Source organism: Halopelagius fulvigenes (assembly GCF_055398025.1).
In genome coordinates this window covers 60,263-78,776 of the sequence record NZ_AP043842.1, presented here as the reverse complement: position 1 = coordinate 78,776, position 18,514 = coordinate 60,263, and the positions used below count along the sequence as shown (strand labels likewise).

At 55.0% G+C, this 18,514-nt stretch carries 14 protein-coding genes and 3 pseudogenes; 8 read left to right on the top strand and 9 right to left on the bottom strand.

All coding sequences use genetic code 11. The features are described from left to right. Window positions 1-130 precede the first annotated feature (130 nt). The 8 genes from ACZ522_RS00610 (at window position 131) to ACZ522_RS00575 (ending at window position 9,976) form a co-directional block, all read left to right on the top strand. Window positions 131-934, top strand: a complete 804-nt coding sequence (locus ACZ522_RS00610) for a hydroxypyruvate isomerase family protein (RefSeq protein WP_379695386.1) — start codon at window positions 131-133, stop codon at window positions 932-934. 190 nt (window positions 935-1,124) lie between these two features. After that, complete coding sequence (locus ACZ522_RS00605; RefSeq protein WP_379695388.1) at window positions 1,125-2,498, top strand: ABC transporter substrate-binding protein; 1,374 nt, start codon at window positions 1,125-1,127, stop codon at window positions 2,496-2,498. A 52-nt stretch (window positions 2,499-2,550) separates the two neighbouring features. Next, on the top strand, window positions 2,551-3,462 hold the full coding sequence (locus ACZ522_RS00600) for a carbohydrate ABC transporter permease (protein ID WP_379695390.1): 912 nt from the start codon (window positions 2,551-2,553) through the stop codon (window positions 3,460-3,462). Between the two features lie 173 nt (window positions 3,463-3,635). After that, the gene (locus tag ACZ522_RS00595) at window positions 3,636-4,388 is read left to right on the top strand and encodes a carbohydrate ABC transporter permease (RefSeq protein ID WP_379695392.1); all 753 of its coding nucleotides are present in this window, start codon (window positions 3,636-3,638) and stop codon (window positions 4,386-4,388) included. 5 nt (window positions 4,389-4,393) lie between these two features. Then, window positions 4,394-5,524 (top strand): ABC transporter ATP-binding protein, encoded by a 1,131-nt coding sequence (locus tag ACZ522_RS00590; protein WP_379695394.1) that lies wholly within the window; start codon window positions 4,394-4,396, stop codon window positions 5,522-5,524. Window positions 5,525-5,573: 49 nt separating this feature from the next. Next, on the top strand, window positions 5,574-6,701 hold the full coding sequence (locus ACZ522_RS00585) for an ABC transporter ATP-binding protein (RefSeq protein WP_379695396.1): 1,128 nt from the start codon (window positions 5,574-5,576) through the stop codon (window positions 6,699-6,701). Window positions 6,702-7,510: 809 nt separating this feature from the next. Beyond that, the gene (locus ACZ522_RS00580) at window positions 7,511-8,605 is read left to right on the top strand and encodes a tyrosine-type recombinase/integrase (RefSeq protein WP_464391636.1); all 1,095 of its coding nucleotides are present in this window, start codon (window positions 7,511-7,513) and stop codon (window positions 8,603-8,605) included. Window positions 8,606-9,169: 564 nt separating this feature from the next. Beyond that, entirely contained in the window at window positions 9,170-9,976 is an 807-nt protein-coding gene (locus tag ACZ522_RS00575) for a creatininase family protein (protein ID WP_379695245.1), read from the top strand. A gap of 29 nt (window positions 9,977-10,005) precedes the next feature. Here ACZ522_RS00575 and ACZ522_RS00570 read toward each other — a convergent pair. The 9 genes and pseudogenes from ACZ522_RS00570 to ACZ522_RS00530 form a co-directional block, all read right to left on the bottom strand. Beyond that, window positions 10,006-10,218, bottom strand: a pseudogene (locus ACZ522_RS00570) (RidA family protein); the annotation flags it as partial. A 1-nt stretch (window position 10,219) separates the two neighbouring features. Beyond that, a pseudogene (locus ACZ522_RS00565) lies at window positions 10,220-10,618 on the bottom strand (SDR family NAD(P)-dependent oxidoreductase); the annotation flags it as partial. A gap of 25 nt (window positions 10,619-10,643) precedes the next feature. After that, a pseudogene (locus tag ACZ522_RS00560) lies at window positions 10,644-11,812 on the bottom strand (mandelate racemase/muconate lactonizing enzyme family protein). Window positions 11,813-11,913: 101 nt separating this feature from the next. Further along, the gene (locus ACZ522_RS00555) at window positions 11,914-12,324 is read right to left on the bottom strand and encodes a carboxypeptidase-like regulatory domain-containing protein (protein ID WP_379695247.1); all 411 of its coding nucleotides are present in this window, start codon (window positions 12,322-12,324) and stop codon (window positions 11,914-11,916) included. Then, window positions 12,321-13,214, bottom strand: coding sequence for a carbohydrate ABC transporter permease (locus ACZ522_RS00550; RefSeq protein WP_379695249.1), 894 nt, complete (start codon window positions 13,212-13,214; stop codon window positions 12,321-12,323). The genes ACZ522_RS00555 and ACZ522_RS00550 overlap by 4 nt, the downstream gene beginning before the upstream one ends. Then, entirely contained in the window at window positions 13,214-14,149 is a 936-nt protein-coding gene (locus tag ACZ522_RS00545) for a carbohydrate ABC transporter permease (RefSeq protein ID WP_379695251.1), read from the bottom strand. Before ACZ522_RS00545 ends, ACZ522_RS00550 begins: the two co-directional genes overlap by 1 nt. 137 nt (window positions 14,150-14,286) lie before the next feature. Beyond that, window positions 14,287-15,519, bottom strand: coding sequence for an extracellular solute-binding protein (locus ACZ522_RS00540; RefSeq protein WP_379695253.1), 1,233 nt, complete (start codon window positions 15,517-15,519; stop codon window positions 14,287-14,289). Window positions 15,520-15,950: 431 nt separating this feature from the next. Further along, a complete protein-coding gene (locus ACZ522_RS00535; protein ID WP_379695254.1) occupies window positions 15,951-17,099 on the bottom strand; it encodes an ABC transporter ATP-binding protein in 1,149 nt (382 codons plus the stop codon). A 197-nt stretch (window positions 17,100-17,296) separates the two neighbouring features. Beyond that, a complete protein-coding gene (locus ACZ522_RS00530) occupies window positions 17,297-18,463 on the bottom strand; it encodes an exo-beta-N-acetylmuramidase NamZ family protein (RefSeq protein ID WP_379695256.1) in 1,167 nt (388 codons plus the stop codon). Between the last annotated feature and the right edge of the window lie 51 nt (window positions 18,464-18,514).

Sequence of the window (18,514 nt, the reverse complement as noted above, 5' to 3'; positions counted from 1 at the left end):
CAGTTGGCACTTTCGATACTGAGATTAAATAACTAGGGGTGGCTCGTGAATTACGTCAGTCTCCGAAAGCGTACAATTTGATTGGCAATGACCACTATATTTTTTGCTCTCTACTCACATCTCCAAGTAGATGTTCGACACGACAGTAACTATCCCAGCGGTATTTGGCGATCGACCCCTTCTGGAAGGGATTCGAGCGACCGGCGACCTCGGTGTCAACGCAATTGAGTTCTTCGATTGGGAAGCTAACGATATCGAAGATGTTGTCGCCGTTTGTAACGACGAAGGTCTGTCTCTCGCAGCGACTCTGAGCGCAGGCGGAGGTTCGACGGTTGAGGATCACAGCGCTCCGGCGATGACTCACCCCGACTGCACGGACGAGGTGATAGAGGACCTCCGACGGTCCATTGATACCTGCGAACGGGTCGGTTGTCCGAACCTCATCGCGACGGTAGGACCCGACCAAAACGGAATCGACCGGACAGTCCAGCGTGAGAACGTCGTCGAGATACTGAACACCGTCGCTCCCCACCTCGAGAATTCGGGAGTGACGCTCGTCCTTGAGCCTCTGAACACCCGCGTCGATCACCCCGAGTACTTCCTCACAAGATCGGATGAAGCGTTCGATATCGTTACATCGGTGGGTAGTTCCAACGTAGCTGTTCTCTTCGATATCTACCACCAACAGATCACAGAAGGCGATGTCACGCGACGACTCACAGACAATATCGAGCATATCGGCCACGTTCATATCGCCGACAACCCAGGCCGCACTGAACCGGGTACGGGCGAGTTGAACTATGAGAACATATTCGCCACACTCATCGATGCCGAATACGATGGATACGTCGGTTTCGAATTTATTCCCGAAGCCGATCCTGAGGACGCGGTACGACACGTAACCGATATTGTCCGTAAGTACCGCGGGCGGTAGATTCAGTATTACTACCGCCGTTTTCGATTTGCCTCCGTTCCGCTCGCAAGGGAGCGTTCGCCGCTTCCCGTTCCATCGTCACGATATGACCCTCGACGCCTCCACACCGCCATCTGTTTTATTCACGTCAATATGCTATCTAACTATTCCTACGATTTATTAGGGTAGAATCTTATCGTCAGAGTAGACCATGAGAGACTCGTTCACAGAGGAGAGAGTATCCAACCCCGATCAGGGACTCAACAGACGGAGCGTCCTGAAGCTGTCGGGGGCTAGCTTAGCAGCTATGTCCGGCACAGCAGGGTGTTTGAGTTCTGGAGGGGGAGGTGGAAATACCGGTAGCCAGAACGATAACGTCAAGTTCTGGCACAAAGAGACGGGGTCTAAATCCTTGATGAAGAATCTAGCCCAAGGGTTCGGGAAGGGAAACGTTACAGTCAACTCGTTCGCCGAGTCGAAGATACCGTCCCAAGTTCAGTCTTCCCTCTCGGCTGGACAACCCCCAAACGTTCTCCAATCGAAGATTCGGTCAGCGCAGCTACTGAACGGAAACAATGCGCTCTCCGCCAAAAGTGCACAGAACGTTATGGAGCGCGTCGGATGGGACAACTGGTTCAGCGGACCGAAGAGTATCGTCGGCGGACAGGACGCGTATGCGATACCGTGGTACGCGTGGATCCTCATGACGTTCTATCGAAAAAGCGAGTGGGAGGAAAAGGGCCTACCCGAGCCAACGACGTGGTCAGAGATCGAAGAATGCGCAAAAGCCCTTCACAACCCGGATAACAACAAATATGGAATCGGTACGGGGTCGAAGCACAACTACTACACTACCGAGTGCTTCCAAAACTTCGCGATGTCTAACGGTGCTCGCGTCTTCAACTCCGACGGCGAGATAATCTTCGATAGCGACGAGATGGTCGAAGCGCTCGAATTCTACGCCCACCTCCATAATGACTACGGACTCCCCGGTCAGAATAGCTATCCGACCATCAAGCAGATGTACTTCCAGGAGAACACTTCGCTGGTTCTCTGGTCGGACTGGTTGTTCTCCTCGATCTGGAACGAGGCCAGTAAGGAGATGGCAAAAGATACAGGAATCGTGGGTCACGTGAAGAAGAAGAAGAAGAGCACGTACGGGACCGTAAATACCTTCTCGATCCTGAAAACGCAAGACGAACAGCAGATGAAGGCGGCAGAAGACTTCGCATATCACATGCAACAGGGCGAACCGTACCTTCGCTGGTTGCACAGCGTCCCGCTCGGCCCGAACCCCACGACGAAAACTACGGCGAACAGTAAAGAGTTCAAATCCGGCAAATACGCGCCCGATGACGCAAAAGAGATGTTCAAAGTGTTCAGTGAAGAACTATCCGTCATTCGCGAAGGATTCTCGACCCTCAAGCGCTTCGGAACCGTAAACGGGAAGTCTTTCTCCGGTTACGGCGCAATCACGAGTGAACTGCTGATCTCTGAGGCGGTTACCCGCGTGATCAAGGGCGAAGACGCTCAGACGGTTGCAGAAGAACAAGCCGAGAAGATGCGTAACGTGATCAGTAACTGAAATAGCCACTGCGAACCACAACCGGAAAACAAACCAATAGGAATCAGCATACATGGAAATCATACAACGGATACCTGGTTCGAGGTGGAAACGTCGATACGATGAGTTACCCCTTGAAGAGAAAGAGAAGTGGCTCGGTTGGGTACTCATACTACCATCGGTGTTCCTCGTGGGGCTGGTCATCCTGTATCCGCTAGTGTACAACATCTATCTCAGCTTCCACACAGTCCCGTTACAGCCGGGTGTACCTCTCGAGTGGGTCGGTCTTCAGCACTACCATTCGCTCATCCAAGACCCAGAATTCTGGTCTTCGATCAAAACGACCGTCATCTTCACCCTAGTAAGTTCCGTCCTAGCGACTACTCTCGGACTGTTGGTCGCACTTGTGATGAACCGGGAGTTCCCCGGTCGAAAGTACGCGCGGAGTATCATCCTCCTCCCATACGTGATCCCTATCGTCGCTGCGGCGTTCACCTGGCGTTGGATGCTCAACCCCACAGCCGGCGTAATTCCGTATGCCGCTACCGCGTTTTTCGGGATGGGTACGTTTGACGTCCTCAGCAGTAGCGACTCGGCCCTCTGGACGCTCATCATCTTCGACGCGTGGAGATACTATCCGTTCGCGTTCCTGATGTTCATCGCCCGAGCTCAATCCATCCCCAATGAGATGTACGAAGCGGCTAAGATCGATGGTGCAAGCCGATTTGCGATGTTTAAGGATATCACCCTTCCGGAGATGTCGGGTGTTATCGCCACGACGTTCCTCCTCAGATGGATCTGGAACTTCAACACCTTCACGGACATTTGGCTGCTAACCCATAACGTCAAGACGTTACCCGTCTTCACGTACCAAACGGCGTTCGCTAGCTTCAAGATGGGGCTCGGTGCAGCGGTATCAGTGCTCCTGTTAGTGTTCCTCATGACCTTCGTGGTGATCTACACCCGTATGCTAGGTGAGTGGTGAAAATGTCTACCGACAACCTCAGATCTACAATGAAGGCGTCGTACCGAGAAGCAAAACAGTCCACCAAACGGGCGTTCCGACACAACCAGATTGAAACGAGTTGGGTCGAACGCATTTGGCTAGCTGTGCTCGTCGGGACGATCGTATTATTCTCAGGATTCCCGATTTGGGTTATGGTCATCACTAGCTTCCTGCCAAACGACAGTATATTCAGCCTTCCGCCGACGCTTCTCCCGACAGATCTCACCTTGGATCACTACCGGTTGATCCTCTCCCCGGAGATCATCCCGTTCGTCCAGTTCTTCATCAACAGCCTCCTCGTCTCGCTTATCGTTGCTGCACTTTCCGTAATAGTGGCGACGTTCGGCGCATACAGCTTCTCGCGCCTCGATTATCCGGGGCACCGAATCATCTCGCGCGGCGTTCTCATCGTGTATATGTTCTCCGGGATTCTGCTCGTCGTTCCCCTGTTCAAGGTAATGGCCTGGCTCGGTCTCGTTGATTCGCTCGCGAGCGTGGTACTTGCGTATCTCGTGTTCGGATTACCGCTGTCGTTGTGGCTGCTGGGAAGCTACTTCAACAGCCTACCGATAGATATCGAAGAAGCGTCGATGATGGACGGATACTCGCGAGTCGAGACGATCTTCCGAATCACAATTCCCCTGAGCGCCCCGGCGCTCGTGGCCGTGTTCCTCTATACGTTCCTGATCGCTTGGAACGAGTACCTCTTCGCTAGTATATTCCTGAAGACGCGGACGAACTACACGCTACCGATCGGGATCGAGGCGATCTATGCCTCGTCGGTCACTAATACCATCTGGGGGAATCTCATGGCTGCATCGGTGCTGGCCACGATTCCCGTATTGATCCTGTTCTTCAAACTGGAAAGCTTCCTGACTGAGGTCTCCTTCGGATCTGGAAAGTGATAACGATGGGCACGCAACAAAACACCGCCGACGGCCTTGACGGACAGACGGATAATAACCAAGACATCGAATCGATCCAAGAGAGCGTCAAGCTGCGTAATCTTCGGAAAGAATTCGACGATGTCGTTGCGGTAAACAACATCGATTTGGAGGTGAGTGCGGGTGAGTTCGTCGTTCTGCTCGGTCCGAGTGGATGCGGGAAGACAACGACGCTTCGGATGATCGCCGGACTCGAAACGCCGACCAGCGGAACGATAGTTATCGGTGGACAGGACGTGACCACGGTACCGCCGCAAGATCGGAATCTTTCGATGGTGTTCCAATCGTATGCGCTCTATCCCCACTTAACGATCCGAGAGAATCTGGAGTATCCGCTCCGGAAGATGGCTCTGAGCGTGGATGAGCGGAGTAGAAAGGTGAATTCGGTCGCTGAGATGCTCGGAATCAGAGAGCACCTCGACAAGAAGCCCGACCAGTTGAGCGGCGGTCAGCAACAACGGGTGGCGATCGGACGGACGATTGTCCGTGAACCGCGCGTCTTCCTTATGGACGAACCCCTCTCGAACCTCGATGCAAAGCTCCGAGTGGAGACGCGGGCAGAGCTACAAGAACTCCAACAGGACCTCGGTGTCACCACCGTCTACGTAACTCACGACCAAGAGGAGGCGATGAGTATCGCTGACCGTCTCGTGATAATGAACGAGGGTCGAATCGAGCAGACCGGAACTCCCAAGGAGATCTACGAGAAGCCGGCTAATACGTTCGTCTCCGGATTCGTCGGCGAGCCGGCTATCAATCTAATTGATATCTCTAAGGGGTGGTCACGGCGGTTAGGTGGCGATGTCCCCTCGCAAGCCGAGACTATCGGAATTCGCCCAGAGAACCTGTACGTCGAGGGTAACGTCGACTCCGACGTTAGGGAGTCAGTGGATCTCAGCGAGCCCGTCTCGCTCACTCTGGACTTGATCGAACCGCTAGGAGACACGTACGAGCTCACACTAACTGATGAATCGGATACGCTCATCACCGTCCTCAGCCGCGCAGGTCGTACGCTTACCGAGGGGACAGATGTTGAAGTTGTAGCCGACATGAGCAAGGTGCATCTGTTCGACTCAGAGGGAGAGGCGATACGATGAAGAACGAGACCACCGCCCGCACGGAAGACCTCCGTCGGAGGGACCGATAATGGCAGATCTGGAACTGAAAAACCTGTTCAAGCAGTACGACGATGCAAAGGGTACCGAAGTAGCAGTTGACCGTGTCGACCTACGGGTGGACGACGGTGAGAGGTTGGTACTGGTAGGACCGAGTGGCTGCGGAAAGACGACACTGCTCCGGTGTATCGCGGGCCTCGAAACGACGACGGATGGGAAAATCGAGATCGGCGGACGTGAGGTACAGGACCTAACGCCTAATGCCCGGGACATCGCGATGGTGTTCCAGTCCTACGCCCTGTACACGAAGATGACCGCCCGCGAGAATATTGGATACGGACTGAAACACTCCTCTACGCTATCCGCATCCGAGCGCGAGCAACGCGTCGAAGAGATGGCCGAGATGCTCGGAATCGAAGAGCTCCTGGACAACAACCCCTCCGAGATGAGTGGAGGCCAACAGCAGCGTGTAGCGCTCGGACGGGCTCTCGTTCGTAATCCGGATGTCTTTCTCCTGGATGAACCGTTAGCTAACTTGGACGCGAAACTCCGAGCGCACATGCGAACCGAGCTTCAGCGGATACACAGTGAACTCGACGTGACGATGGTGTACGTGACCCACGACCAGAAGGAGGCGATGACAATGGGCGATAAGATCGCTATCATGGACGATGGCGAGGTTCAACAGGTCGCCTCGCCAGAGGAGGCCTACGACCATCCGAACAACCAATTCGTGGCGACGTTCCTGGGGAGTCCCTCAATGAACATCATCGACGCGACCGCCAGGAAGGACTCTAAGGGGGTGACGTTCACTCACGAGAACAAGACCCTCGCTCGGGTTTCTTCCTCGTATATCGAGGGGATAAACGACGGGGATGATGTCAACGTCGGACTCCGTCCGGAGGACTTGGAATTCACCGACTCAGCAACGGGGAGTTCCTTCACGTGCCGCGTCACTGTCCGAGAGTACCAAGGGAACAGCAACTATATCCACTTGAAATTCGCTGATAAGGAACTGACCTCAAAGGTACCTACTAATGTCACTCCAGACGTCGGGGATGATCTCGAGGTTACTGTTGCCTCTGAGGACATCTATGTCTTTGACCCTGATTCCGGAGAGGCACTTAAAACTAAACAGCCGTCTCGGGTTGCCCCTTAGAACTCCTTTAGAACACAGTATTTAGCAGCACTCCGACCTCAGATGACTGGCGATTTCAGAGAGAACTGACTATCAAGGCTGTGTCTTAACCACTCACCTGCCAGTTGCTTAAATAGCGTATCAGCGATCCTATTTCGTTTCTAGCCGGGTTTGCGAACGTTGAAGGACAGTGTAACAACTTCCATTTCTACCAGTAGTTGAGACCAACATTCTCAATGCATACGGCCTCATAGCAAAGCTGGAAACGCATTCTCGTTGAAGAGGCTGTGACGGCGCTCGTCGACGAACTACAGTAAGCAGCTTAGTTCTGCTAAACCCCGTGAAAGAGCCTATAAGGAGAGCGTGTTTATGTAACGAGTCGAGAATGACACCAACCATCTTCGGTTAACGTGTCGGTGGTACCCCACTCATCTACGATAGTGAAATCAGCGTTCTATAATCGTGTAGCGTCTGCTCCGGCGATATGCCATTGCACCTCGACACCGCTCTCAAGCCAATTTCGATTCGACCCACATCATTCATCAGGGCCTTTGGAGAGAAGTAATCGTCCATCGGGACGCAAGCCCAGAGTGAATTGATATAGCGAAACAGGATATAGGAAGGGAGAATACTACGCTAAAGTGTCGGAATATAGCAGTACGACGTTTCCCTTGAGAAATTTAGAATACAGACGTTCCACTTACGTGTAGTGGAGTACACGTAAGTACATTCAAGGGGGTCGCCGCTGTACCCTCATCGAACTCGATGCGACCCACGAAATCCCCAGGTTACAGCCCACGAAACACCTATTCCGACACAGGAGGCCGACGATGAGCGTCGACGAGACAACTGAGTTCACCGAAACTGTCGGCCGCTACCTCCGCTCCAGCGGTGACTCCAAACAATACCGCGACACCGCCGAGACTGTACTTGGACAGTTCGAGACGTGGCTGCGGCGCCGCGACCTCAACTCTTTCGAGGACCTCGAACGCGACGGCGAACAGATCATCCGACGGTACGCCGACCGACTGAACCAACGCGTCGAAGCTGACGGCATCGCGGCCTCGACGGCGCAGATGTACTACAACGTCATCTCTGGGTTCCTTGGATTCTGCGTCCGCGACGGCGTCCTCTCGCGGAACCCGGCGACGACGGACCGCGCCCGCGAGCCCCTACCTCGCGACGACCAAGACCGCACTCAGCAGTTCTGGACCCCGGACGTCCGCCGTCAGCTGGTCGAGTACACGAACGAGCGAGCGTGCGAGGCCATCGAGGAAGATGGCCTCGACGCGACGCAAGCGGTCCAAGAGCGGGCGTTCGTCCACGTACTCGCGTACACAGGCGTCAGAGGTGCAGAGGTCTTCCGAGTAAGCGGCGACGACCGCGAGGGCCGACAGGGACTAACGTGGAGTCGTGTAGACCGCGAGTCGTGGACGTTCCGAGTCTGGGGGAAATCGCAGTCGTGGGAGGACGTCTCGGTGCTGGAGCAAGCACGGGACGCTATCGAACGGTGGTACCGGGTGCAAGATCCGCCGACGGACGGATGGCCGGTGTTCCCGACCGCTCACGCCCCCTCGAAGTACACCGCTGTCCGGGAAGCACGAGAGGATGCAGAGGAGTTGCTCGCGGACGCTGACGTGGATGCGGTCCTTCGGGAGTACGAGATTGCGCCACCGGCGATTACGACCCACGGTACTCGGAAGGTACTGGCGCGAATCGCCGAGAACGCCGGTGTTGAGGTAGACGGCGAGGCACCGAGGCTACACGGTGCTCGTCGCGGACTCGGTGATACGCTGTTCCGGAAGGACCGGGGACTCGCGTCGGACATCCTACGGCACAGTAGCCTCTCGGTCACGAAACAGGCGTACTCACATATCGACGCTTCTGAGCGGGGGGACGCGGCGAGCGAGCTGCTTGATGAGTAACCCCGGAAGAGGCTATGGGTGGCTCTGATGAAACCCTCAACGGCTGACAGTAGTAGTGTGCCGATACAGAGGGTGTATCCATCATGGAGACCTCGTTTGTTTCGTCATCTCGACGCTGAACTCACCGCGAAGTAGCGCGTGCGAACTTATCGGAGTTCACCGACCGCAAACGCTATACGGTATAGATGTTACTATTCTAATATGTATGGGATGGTTGGGGATTTGCTTGAAGATTGGTATAATCCGAGTATTCAGTCTGCGGTTATTCTATTGATGGGTTCGAGTTTTAGCCTCTTTCTGTTCCTCAATAGTCCCGATTTTACGAACCCGTACTACGTTTTCGGAGTCGGAGTAATGGGCTTCACAATTACAAGGGTTAGTTAGTAAATACATCAGTATATTCACCAACAATCCCTTACAATTTAAAACTACAGACCAGAAAATAGCCTCATGAGTGATTGCTCAAACCGAGCACCGGATTCAGCCGATGCGTGAACATGCTGTTATTCTCCCTGGCCAACCTATAATCGAACGAATTATGGACGTACCTTGATATGGTAAGCCATGGTCGTACAAACTGGTCTCGATAGTGACGTATCTCTCGCAGCCAACCCCTTCCCGAAGATCGCCGAAATCGCGTCCCAAGAGGGGTCGATCGTTGTCATCCCCGTTGGGAGCGTTGAGCAACATGGAAATCACCTCCCTGTAGCCACCGACTCCATCCTCGCGTCCGCCGTCGCCACGGCCAGTGCGGAGGACGTTGCCGACGAGATTCCATTACTTGTCGCACCTCCTGTCTGGACGGGCTACTCCCCGCATCACCTCCCCTTCGGTGGGACGATGACGGGCGAGTTCAACACACTCACCGATCTTCTAGAGCAGATATCCGACGCGGTACTAGAGAACGGCTTCGACGCGTTGCTGTTCGTCAACGGTCACGGCGGTAACACGGCGCTCATCGACGCTGCGGTCTCAACTATCGGCCACGCCCACCCCAACGCGGAGATACTCGGTATCACGTATTTCGACCTCGCTCGTTCGTTCATCGACGACATCCGTGAGAGCAAGACGGGCGGGATGGCCCATGGCGGCGAATTCGAGACGTCGCTCATGCTCCACCTCCGCCCGGGACTCGTCGGGGACGACAGATCCGCCGAGTACTGGGACGAACAATACGATCTCGGTGGACAGGACCTCCTGGAGGGCGGACCGCTCTCGGTATATCGGTCGTTCAACGAATACTCCGAGAGCGGCGCAATCGGAGATCCTAGCCTCGCAAGCGCAGAGAAGGGGAAGGCCATCTTCGACGGAGTGCGAAGTGAATTAACGACACTATTCTCCGATATCCATCGGGCTAACTCCGCCGATTAAAACGTGAATGGAATGGGTTATTGGACTGATTAGGACTGCGGTACACTGGCAATAACTTCGATTTCGACACCAATAGGGACGGGGAGATCACGCACTTCGACGGCGCTTCGAGCGGGATAGGGGTCGCTCATGTACTTCCTGTAGACATCGTTCACGGCGTCGTAATTGGCCATGTCGGTGACGAACACTGTGGACTTAACGACATCACCCAGCGAGGCACCACCCGCTCGAAGTACCGCATCGCAGCAAGAACTGGCCTTTGAGATTCAGATCAATCATCCGTTCGAATGTCTCCTCAGTACACCGATGGAGGAGGTTAGCCGATTCGTCCGACGCGCCAGCGTTGTTCACCAGCACTCGAACGGCCCCAAACTCGTCGACGGCCGTATCGACCAGACCGCGTACGGCGTCGCGGTCGGTCACGTCACACTCAACGGGGACGACCCGACCGTCGTGGGCGTTGGTGAGCTCTCTCGCAACCGATTCAACACCCTCATACGAGGGCGAACAGATGACGGCATCGCCGCCGGCTTCGGCGAACTGTGCGGCAACGGCGCGGCCGATACCGCGTGAACCACCCGTGACGATGGCTGGACGATCGCGTACTGATAGTTCGACCCTGGCAGATTGACCGTTGAACACCTCCTGCTTGAAGCTTCCTCTCCCATCACCGAATCCGATAGTGGTCGACCAGTTCCGAGTCCACTGAAACGCCGAGTCCGGGAGCGCTCGGAGTCGAGAGACGCCCGTCTTCGAGTTCGAAGGGAGTTTCCAGAATATCGGACTCCCATCCGTAGTAGGTGGAGTCCGGCGGTAGCGAGAATCCCGGAATCCCGCTCCAGCGTGAAGGATCGCGGCCGTCCTGATCCCGAGATCAAACGCACAGTGGTGCGTGAAGGGGATGCCTGCGTCTTCGAGTACCGTCGCCTGCTGGCGAAGTCCGCTGATACCGCCGGCCGGAGTTAAATCGAGGACGGCAGCGTCCATCGCACCGGCCTCCAAGAGCCGTTGGAGGTTGTGTGGACGGTAGGTGTCCTCATTAGGTGCGATGGGCTGTCGCAATCGTTGGCGGAGGCGCGCTAGCGTCCGATGGGAATCGACTCGAATGGGCTGTTCCATGTACTGGAGGTGGATCCCTGCCTGCTCCAACATCGACCCGACACGAACGGCCCGATCCGGCGTCCATCCTTGGTTCGGGTCGAGCCTGAACTCCAGTTGTCCGTTGGTCTCCTCGTGCATAGCCTTGATTCGTTCCACGTCTTGTCTCCAGTCTCGACCAGCTTTCGTCTTCAGGACGGAGAAACCAGCGTCAAGGGACTCCTGGGCTTTGATTCGAGACTCCTCCGGAGAGAGGATACCCAAACAGAACGCGACGGGAACCTCCATCGCGGATGCGTCATCCTCGTTGAGGGCTTGCCGATGGCGTTGAGACGACTGCGATGGTGCCGTCCAACCGCCGAGTAACTCGTATACCGGCCGGTCGAGCGTTTGTCCGACGATGTCCCAGCAGGCGGTTTCGACCGCTGCGAAGAACAGGTCGACGTTCGTGTACTCGACGAACACCTGTCGACGGAGACGCTCGATCTCGAACGGAGACTGCCCGGTGACGAGCGGACCAACGCCGTCTTCGATAACTGCCTCGGTCGCGGCCGGTGAGAGGAAGACGCGCATCTCTCCCCATCCGGTTAGCCCTTCATCAGTGTCCACCCGGACGAGGACTCGTTCCATCGTCTCGACTCGTCCGTGGTTAGTGACGTATGGACCGATGCCAAGATGTTCTTCAAGCGGAACAAGGGGTACTTCGACAGTAACTGCAGTCACATCGCTGATTTCCATGCGTTTCGGTTGGCGGGAATAGAGGTAAATAATCACCGCCTAGGAACTTTCGAAGCGTGGAGGGGAGATGAACTGACCGTCAAGCGGAGTTTCCCGATCCGTTATTCCTCCGTTATCTGTATTTCGAGTTCCTGGTTCTCCCCTTTGAAGTAGAGGTGGTGGTGTTCCGATGCAACAACCTCACCGTCGACGGAGATCTTGATCCGATACTCCAAGAGATTAGTCTTGTCTACGAACTCGAACCGACCCTCGGCGTCCGTCTTGGTCGTTGAGGACTTTACGACTCCTTCGAGTGGAATTTCTCGGAGCGTGACGGTCGCGTTTTGTACTGGGTTGCCATTCGAATCTACGACGCGCCCTTGGACGTGACCATCGTCGTTGGTATCCACGTATGCGACAGCCCCTATCGAGGCAATCACGATGACTGCTGCGAGTATCGTGAATCTATTGAATAGCAGTCGCCGCCATGTGATCATCTCGGTTATGAGTTTAAGTAACGGCGGTTGTTTCATGATTTCATACTCCCGAGCACCGCGCTCTTAATGAACTGCCGTTGCAGCAACAGGAACACGATCAGTAACGGGATGAACACCATGATCGCGAACGCGTACTGAAGTGCCACGTCGCCCGACATCTGACTCTGGAACTCGGCGAGACCGAGGGGGAGTGGTGTATGCTGTGTGTCCCTGACTACGACGAGTGGCCAGAGGAACGAGTTCCATGAGAAGATGAACGCGAAGATGGTGGTCGTTGCTAATGCTGGCTTCGAGAGGGGCCAATAGACACCGAATAGAATGTACAGCTCCGAGGCTCCATCGAGTCTTGCCGCTTCGGCAAGCGAATCCGGTATTGACGAGAACGAGTCGTGCAATACCAGTATATTGACTATGCTCACGGAGACAACTATTGCAATACCGATGTAGGTGTTAACTAGACCCAATTTTTGCGTGACCAAGTAGTCAGGTAGGAATATAGTCTGGAACGGTATCATCATCGCGGATAGAATGTACGCCCACACGTACTTTTTCCCGTAGAAGTCCTTTGTCAGGCCGAACGCGGCCAGCGAACAGAACAGCAACTGGCTAGCGATGGCTATCGCCGTCACGATGAGACTGGTGATAAGGTAGGTGACGAACGGAATCGCATACCAGACGCGGACGAAGTTGTATAGGCTAGGATTCTCGATGAGAAGCGACGGTTGCCCCCCGTACAGTGACCCAGAGGGCCAAGTCAGAGCGACCTTTAACAACCAGTAGAACGGGAAGGTGAAGGCAATGCCGAGTACGAGTGCGAGGAGGAAGAAACCGATGCGGCGATAGAACTCCATTGGACTCTCCCTGAACTGCTCGATTCCACTCCGGACGTTGAGATCCGCTTTCGTGAGGTGATTGTTTATCTTCATCAGTACTCAGTCCCCTGAAGATGTTGCCCAATGAGAGCAATTCCGATCGCGAGCGCGATCATGATGATGCTCAGGACGGCAGCGTATCCGAACTCTCCGTAGAGGAACGCCTGCTTATAGATCCACGTCAAGAGTATCTCTGTCCCATGTCCTGGTCCCCCGCCGGTAAGCACCGTTATCAGGTCGAACAACCGGAACGAGATCACCATGCCAACCAAGAGACAGACACCAATAGTCGATTTCAAGAGCGGGAGCGTCAGGTAGAGGAACTGCTGAACCCGACTGGCACCGTCTATCTTCGCCGCCTGATAGAGCTGGGTCGGGATATTCTGTAATCCAGCGAGGAGAATGACGATATAGAACCCGACAGTCTTCCAAATCTGGATCACGAAGACGGCGACGAGTGCCCAGACTGAATCGCCGAACCACGAGATGTTCTGTTCTATGATCCCTGTCTGGAGGAGGAAGTAGTTGATAACCCCGTTCTCCGTTTTGAACATATACTGCCAGATGACGGCGATGGCGACCATCATCGTGATGTAGGGGAGGAAGAACAGGGACCGAAATGCGTTTCGGCCCGGGAAATTCTGGTCTAACAGGAGCGCGATACCGAGTGCGATGGCGATCGATACCGGGATTGTCCCGAACAACACGATCGTGTTCAGCAGGCTCCTCCCGAAGACAGGATCCGTCAGGAGCGTCCCCCAGTTTGCGAGTCCAACGAACGACATATCGCCTGTGTACGTCATCTCACTGAATGAGAGAACGAAGTTGTATATCAGCGCAATGTACTTGTAGAGGAACAACCAGACAAGGACCGGTGAAAGAAACACCGCCACGAGGATCGTCCTCTGAGCCTTTTTTGAGAGGTCTAGGGACTCAATGAGCCGCGTTGGAATCCTCGAAATCGTACCTGTGATTGACGTATTACTCATCTTCACACCTTCTCTCATATACTACCATAACCGATATTGAATTTTGTCGTTTATTGATCCGCCGTCGTCTCGAAAGCAGACAGACTCACTATCTCTGTCTTGTTTTGTACTGATCGATTCGAAGTGACTGAACATCCTTACAGAGAACTGTTCACCTGCCTTTCGGCGGATTGAATTGCTTCTTCGACCGATTTCTCGCCGAGTGCGGCAGCAGAGAACTCGTTATCGAGAGTCTGCGCGATCTGGCTCGAGGCCTCAACGAGCGGCGGCACCCACACCTCGGAGCTGACGTTATCCCACAGCTTGTACAATTGGACGAGTAGAGGGTTTTCGGAGATGAACTTCTCGTCGTTTCGAAGCTCTTTGAGCGCCTGCTTGTGTGGGACAAGCACCGTCGTGTTACGCAGGAAGTCCTTCTGTCCCTTCTTGTTGAGGATCGTTGAGATGAGGTCGAACGATGCCTCTTGGGCGGCCTTCGAGTTGTTCGGCTTGACTACTCCAAGGCCATGCATCGTCAGGAAGCCGCCGAACCGTTCGTTCGACGGTGATCCGGCGACGCCCATCGTGTCCTCCGATACCCAGTCGCTACCGGAGTTCTGAATGAGGCGAAGCGCCGAGGAGGAGCCGAAGTACATCCCCGTGTTCCCCGCGCCGAACTGCTCGGCGGCAGGTTTCCAGTCGCCGGTCCACGATACTTCGGGAATAACGCCACTCTCAGTGAGTTCACGGAACCGACTCAGGATCTCGTGTGTCTTCTCGACGTTGAATGCGGCTTTCGTCTGATCCTCGTTCAGTACGTCGATGCCTTCGCTCCAGAACCACGGCCAGATCTGCCAGTCATACCGAATGAACGTGAGTCCGAACTCAGCTTCCGACTTCTCGACGAGTTGTTCCGCGATGTCTAGGTACTCCATCGTCGAGTAGAACTCCTTGACCGTGGGCGGTTCGATTCCCGCCTCGTCGAACCACTTCGTCCGGGAATAGGTCGCGTTGGTACTCATGTAGAAGGGCATCTGCAGCAGTGACCCTTCATATGTCATGACCTCGATGAGCTTATCGTAGTACTTATTCAGGAACTCCTCGTCGGTGAATTGATCTAGCGCCACCCACACGTCGTCCTGCGCGTACCGCGTATACGTCGCCATCTGGGTGTCGAAGATGTTCACCGGATCGCCGCTTTGCAGTCGGGACTGGAAGTACGAGAGGATATCTTCGGTCGCGGGACCCCGGTCCGTCCACTTCGTGGCCGGGTCTGCGAATTCGTATTTGTTGTCGTATTCGCTCACGAAATCACTGCGCCACTCCTTGATGTAGTCCTCGAGGAACGGGAGGTTCCAAGTGAACAGTTCGACTGGGCCTTCAAGCGCCATATTGCTGTTACCGTTGCCTGCGTTTCCGCTGTTCTGGTTGTCACTGCCCTCAAGACACCCGGCTAATCCGGCGGTCAGACCGCCACCTAACGTAGTCAGACAGGTCCGGCGACTAAGCTGAGCACTACTCCGTAGGCTTTCCTGTGACATCGTTAGGGTATGTGACACACACCCATTTATAATTAATCATTGACACCAGGGATTTATACCTGGAATTAACTCAGGCCGGGAGATTCACACGTCCACGGGTTAACGTGGCAATTAGAGTTCGGCCGGACGATATCTTCGAGCCGTTGGAGCCGGCTGGATTCTCGACTGTAGGTCTCGATCGAAGTGGCTAATGAACCAATGTCTATGCTTTAGCATACAAGCTCGACGATCAGCACGGTCCAAGCACTGTGAGAGATATGATTCTGTGCTGTTCCGTGCATTCAGATCCGTTTTTGAACAAGGGTTTCATCACCCTCCGCCGGCGGCGATTGATTCACCAGTGCCTCTGTCGTACCAGCGTCAAATACGTGTATCCGATCTTCGGGAAACAGTATGGAGAGCTGCTGTCCCTCCGAGACGGATTGTCTCGCTTCGATGCTCGCGATGTGTGTCTCACCGCTGAGCGAAAAGTAGAGCAGCTGCTCCTTGCCGAGCGGTTCGACCACGTCGACGGTCACCTCAATCGCGTTTTCGACATCCTGCTCAACGAGACGAACGTCTTCTGGTCGGATCCCCAGGATTGCCTCCTCGCGGCTGTCAGCCCATCCCATATCCAACTCGCTAGACGGCCTGAACGTGAACTCGGGATGTTCAAGCGTTAGATCGTCGGTCTCCGTGACGGTGATCTCGATGAAATTCATTGATGGCGAGCCAATGAATCCCGCGACGAAGGCGTTCGACGGGGCATAGTAGGCTTCTAACGGCGTCGCGATCTGTTGGAGCTCCCCCTCGTTCATGATCGCGATACGGTCGCCCATCGTCATCGCCTCCGTCTGATCGTGGGTGACGTAAATCGTCGTTACGTCAAGCTCTGATTGGAGCTGTTGAATCTCCGTCCGCATCGTCGTCCGGAGTTTCGCGTCCAAGTTTGAGAGCGGCTCGTCCATCAGGAAGGCTTTTGGGTTCCGGACGATCGCGCGACCGAGAGCCACTCGCTGTTGTTGTCCTCCTGAGAGGTCACCGGGCATCTTCTCTAAGAGATGTCCGATCTCCATGATCTCCGCCGTTTGTTCAACCCGCTCGTCGATCTCTTCGTCCGAGAGTTCCCCCTGCATACGGAGGCCGAACGAGATGTTCTTTCTGGAGGACAAATGAGGGTAGAGTGCGTAATTCTGAAACACCATCGCGATATCCCGATTCTTCGGTTTGACGTCAGTGATGTCAGTATCCCCAATAGAAAGCGTTCCCGCCGACAGCTCCTCTAATCCCGAGACGAGCCGAAGCAAGGTCGATTTCCCGCTTCCGGAGGGCCCAACGAGAACGAGGAACTCGCCGTCTTCAACTTCAATCGATACGTCATCGACTGCGATGATCGTGTTTTCGTCTCCGGCAAACTCTTTCCGGACAGACTCGAGGCTTACTGTCGCCATACGACGAAGAACATAGCTCTCACTGTTATTCTTTTCGGTCGATTCACCTGTGGTTCGGGTGTTGAGCGTCTCACGAAAGGAACTTCCAACTAGTACTGTCGCCCGCGACGTGACTCCGTGACGCTGATACTGCGTGATCGAACTCAGAATTCAAGAGACCAAGCGAACGGTCGAGACGGTGTTTCTTCGGTTCGACATTAATACAGCGTATAGCTCTCGTACTGACCGCGGTAGTCGGTAAGGTCTACACTCCAGGAGTCGATGAGTCCGTTAGCCACGTCGATAGGGGCGACGGAGGGGTCGACGTCTTCGACGGTCTTACGCACGTACGCACCGCCTGCGAGTTGATCGATGAAGTACCCGCCGTTAAATTCGAGCCACGACGTATCCGGGTACGTCTGAAACGCAGAGACGAGCATCGTCAGACCGACCCGGACTGGGGAGATTTCGTCTCTATTGAGGACGTGAATCTGAACGCCTTCGATATCTTGACGCTCATGCTTCGAGAACGTCGGCGTGAAGTAAGCGGGACGGAAGCCGACACCGTCGAGTCCTTGTGCGTTGAGAGTGTCTGCCCAGTCGTCGGCGTCGATCCACGGAGCTCCGATCAGCTCAAAGGGCTTTGTCGTCCCCCGACCTTCTGAAATCGAGGTCCCCTCGAAGAGACACGTCCCCGGATAGAGCGTCGCTGTCGTGATCGTCGGCATGTTCGGCGAGGGTTGCACCCACGGGAGCGACGTCTCGTCGTACCACGTCGAATGGTCCCAGCCGTCCATTTCGATGATGTCGAGGTCTGCGCCGATGTCGAACCTCTTGTTGAGGTAGCGGGCGAGTTCGCCCGCCGTGAGTCCATACACGATAGGGAAGCCGTACCCGCCGAGATCAACGTGACCGTATGAGTCAGCGATGTTGCCGACCGGTTCGACCGGCGCGATAGGGTTCGGACGATCGAGCACGACAAGCCGTTTGTCCGCGTGAGCGACTCCTTCGAGCGCGTAAGCCAAGGTATACACGAGCGTATAGAATCTGCAGCCGACATCCTGTATATCGTAGACTAGCACGTCAACGTTCGAGAGGTTTTCGTCGATGCGCGCTTTCCGCTCGCCGTACAGGCTCTTCACGGGAAGACCAGTCCGCTCGTCGATGTTTTCTTCGACGGTGACGTCGGCCTGGATGTTACCGCGAATGCCGTGTTCCGGCGCGAAGAGCACCGTCAAATCGAGGCAATCCATCCCATTGAGGACATCAATGGTCGGTGTGAGGTCGCTCGTTACCCCAGACGGGTTGGTAATCAGTCCAAGACGCTCGTCGGCGAGGAGATCGGCCTTTCCCTCGGTGAGCGTCTCTATTCCGAGGCGTACCATGACAAGCGGTTCAGTGGAGCCGCTAATAAATGTATGCATCACTCCACCGAA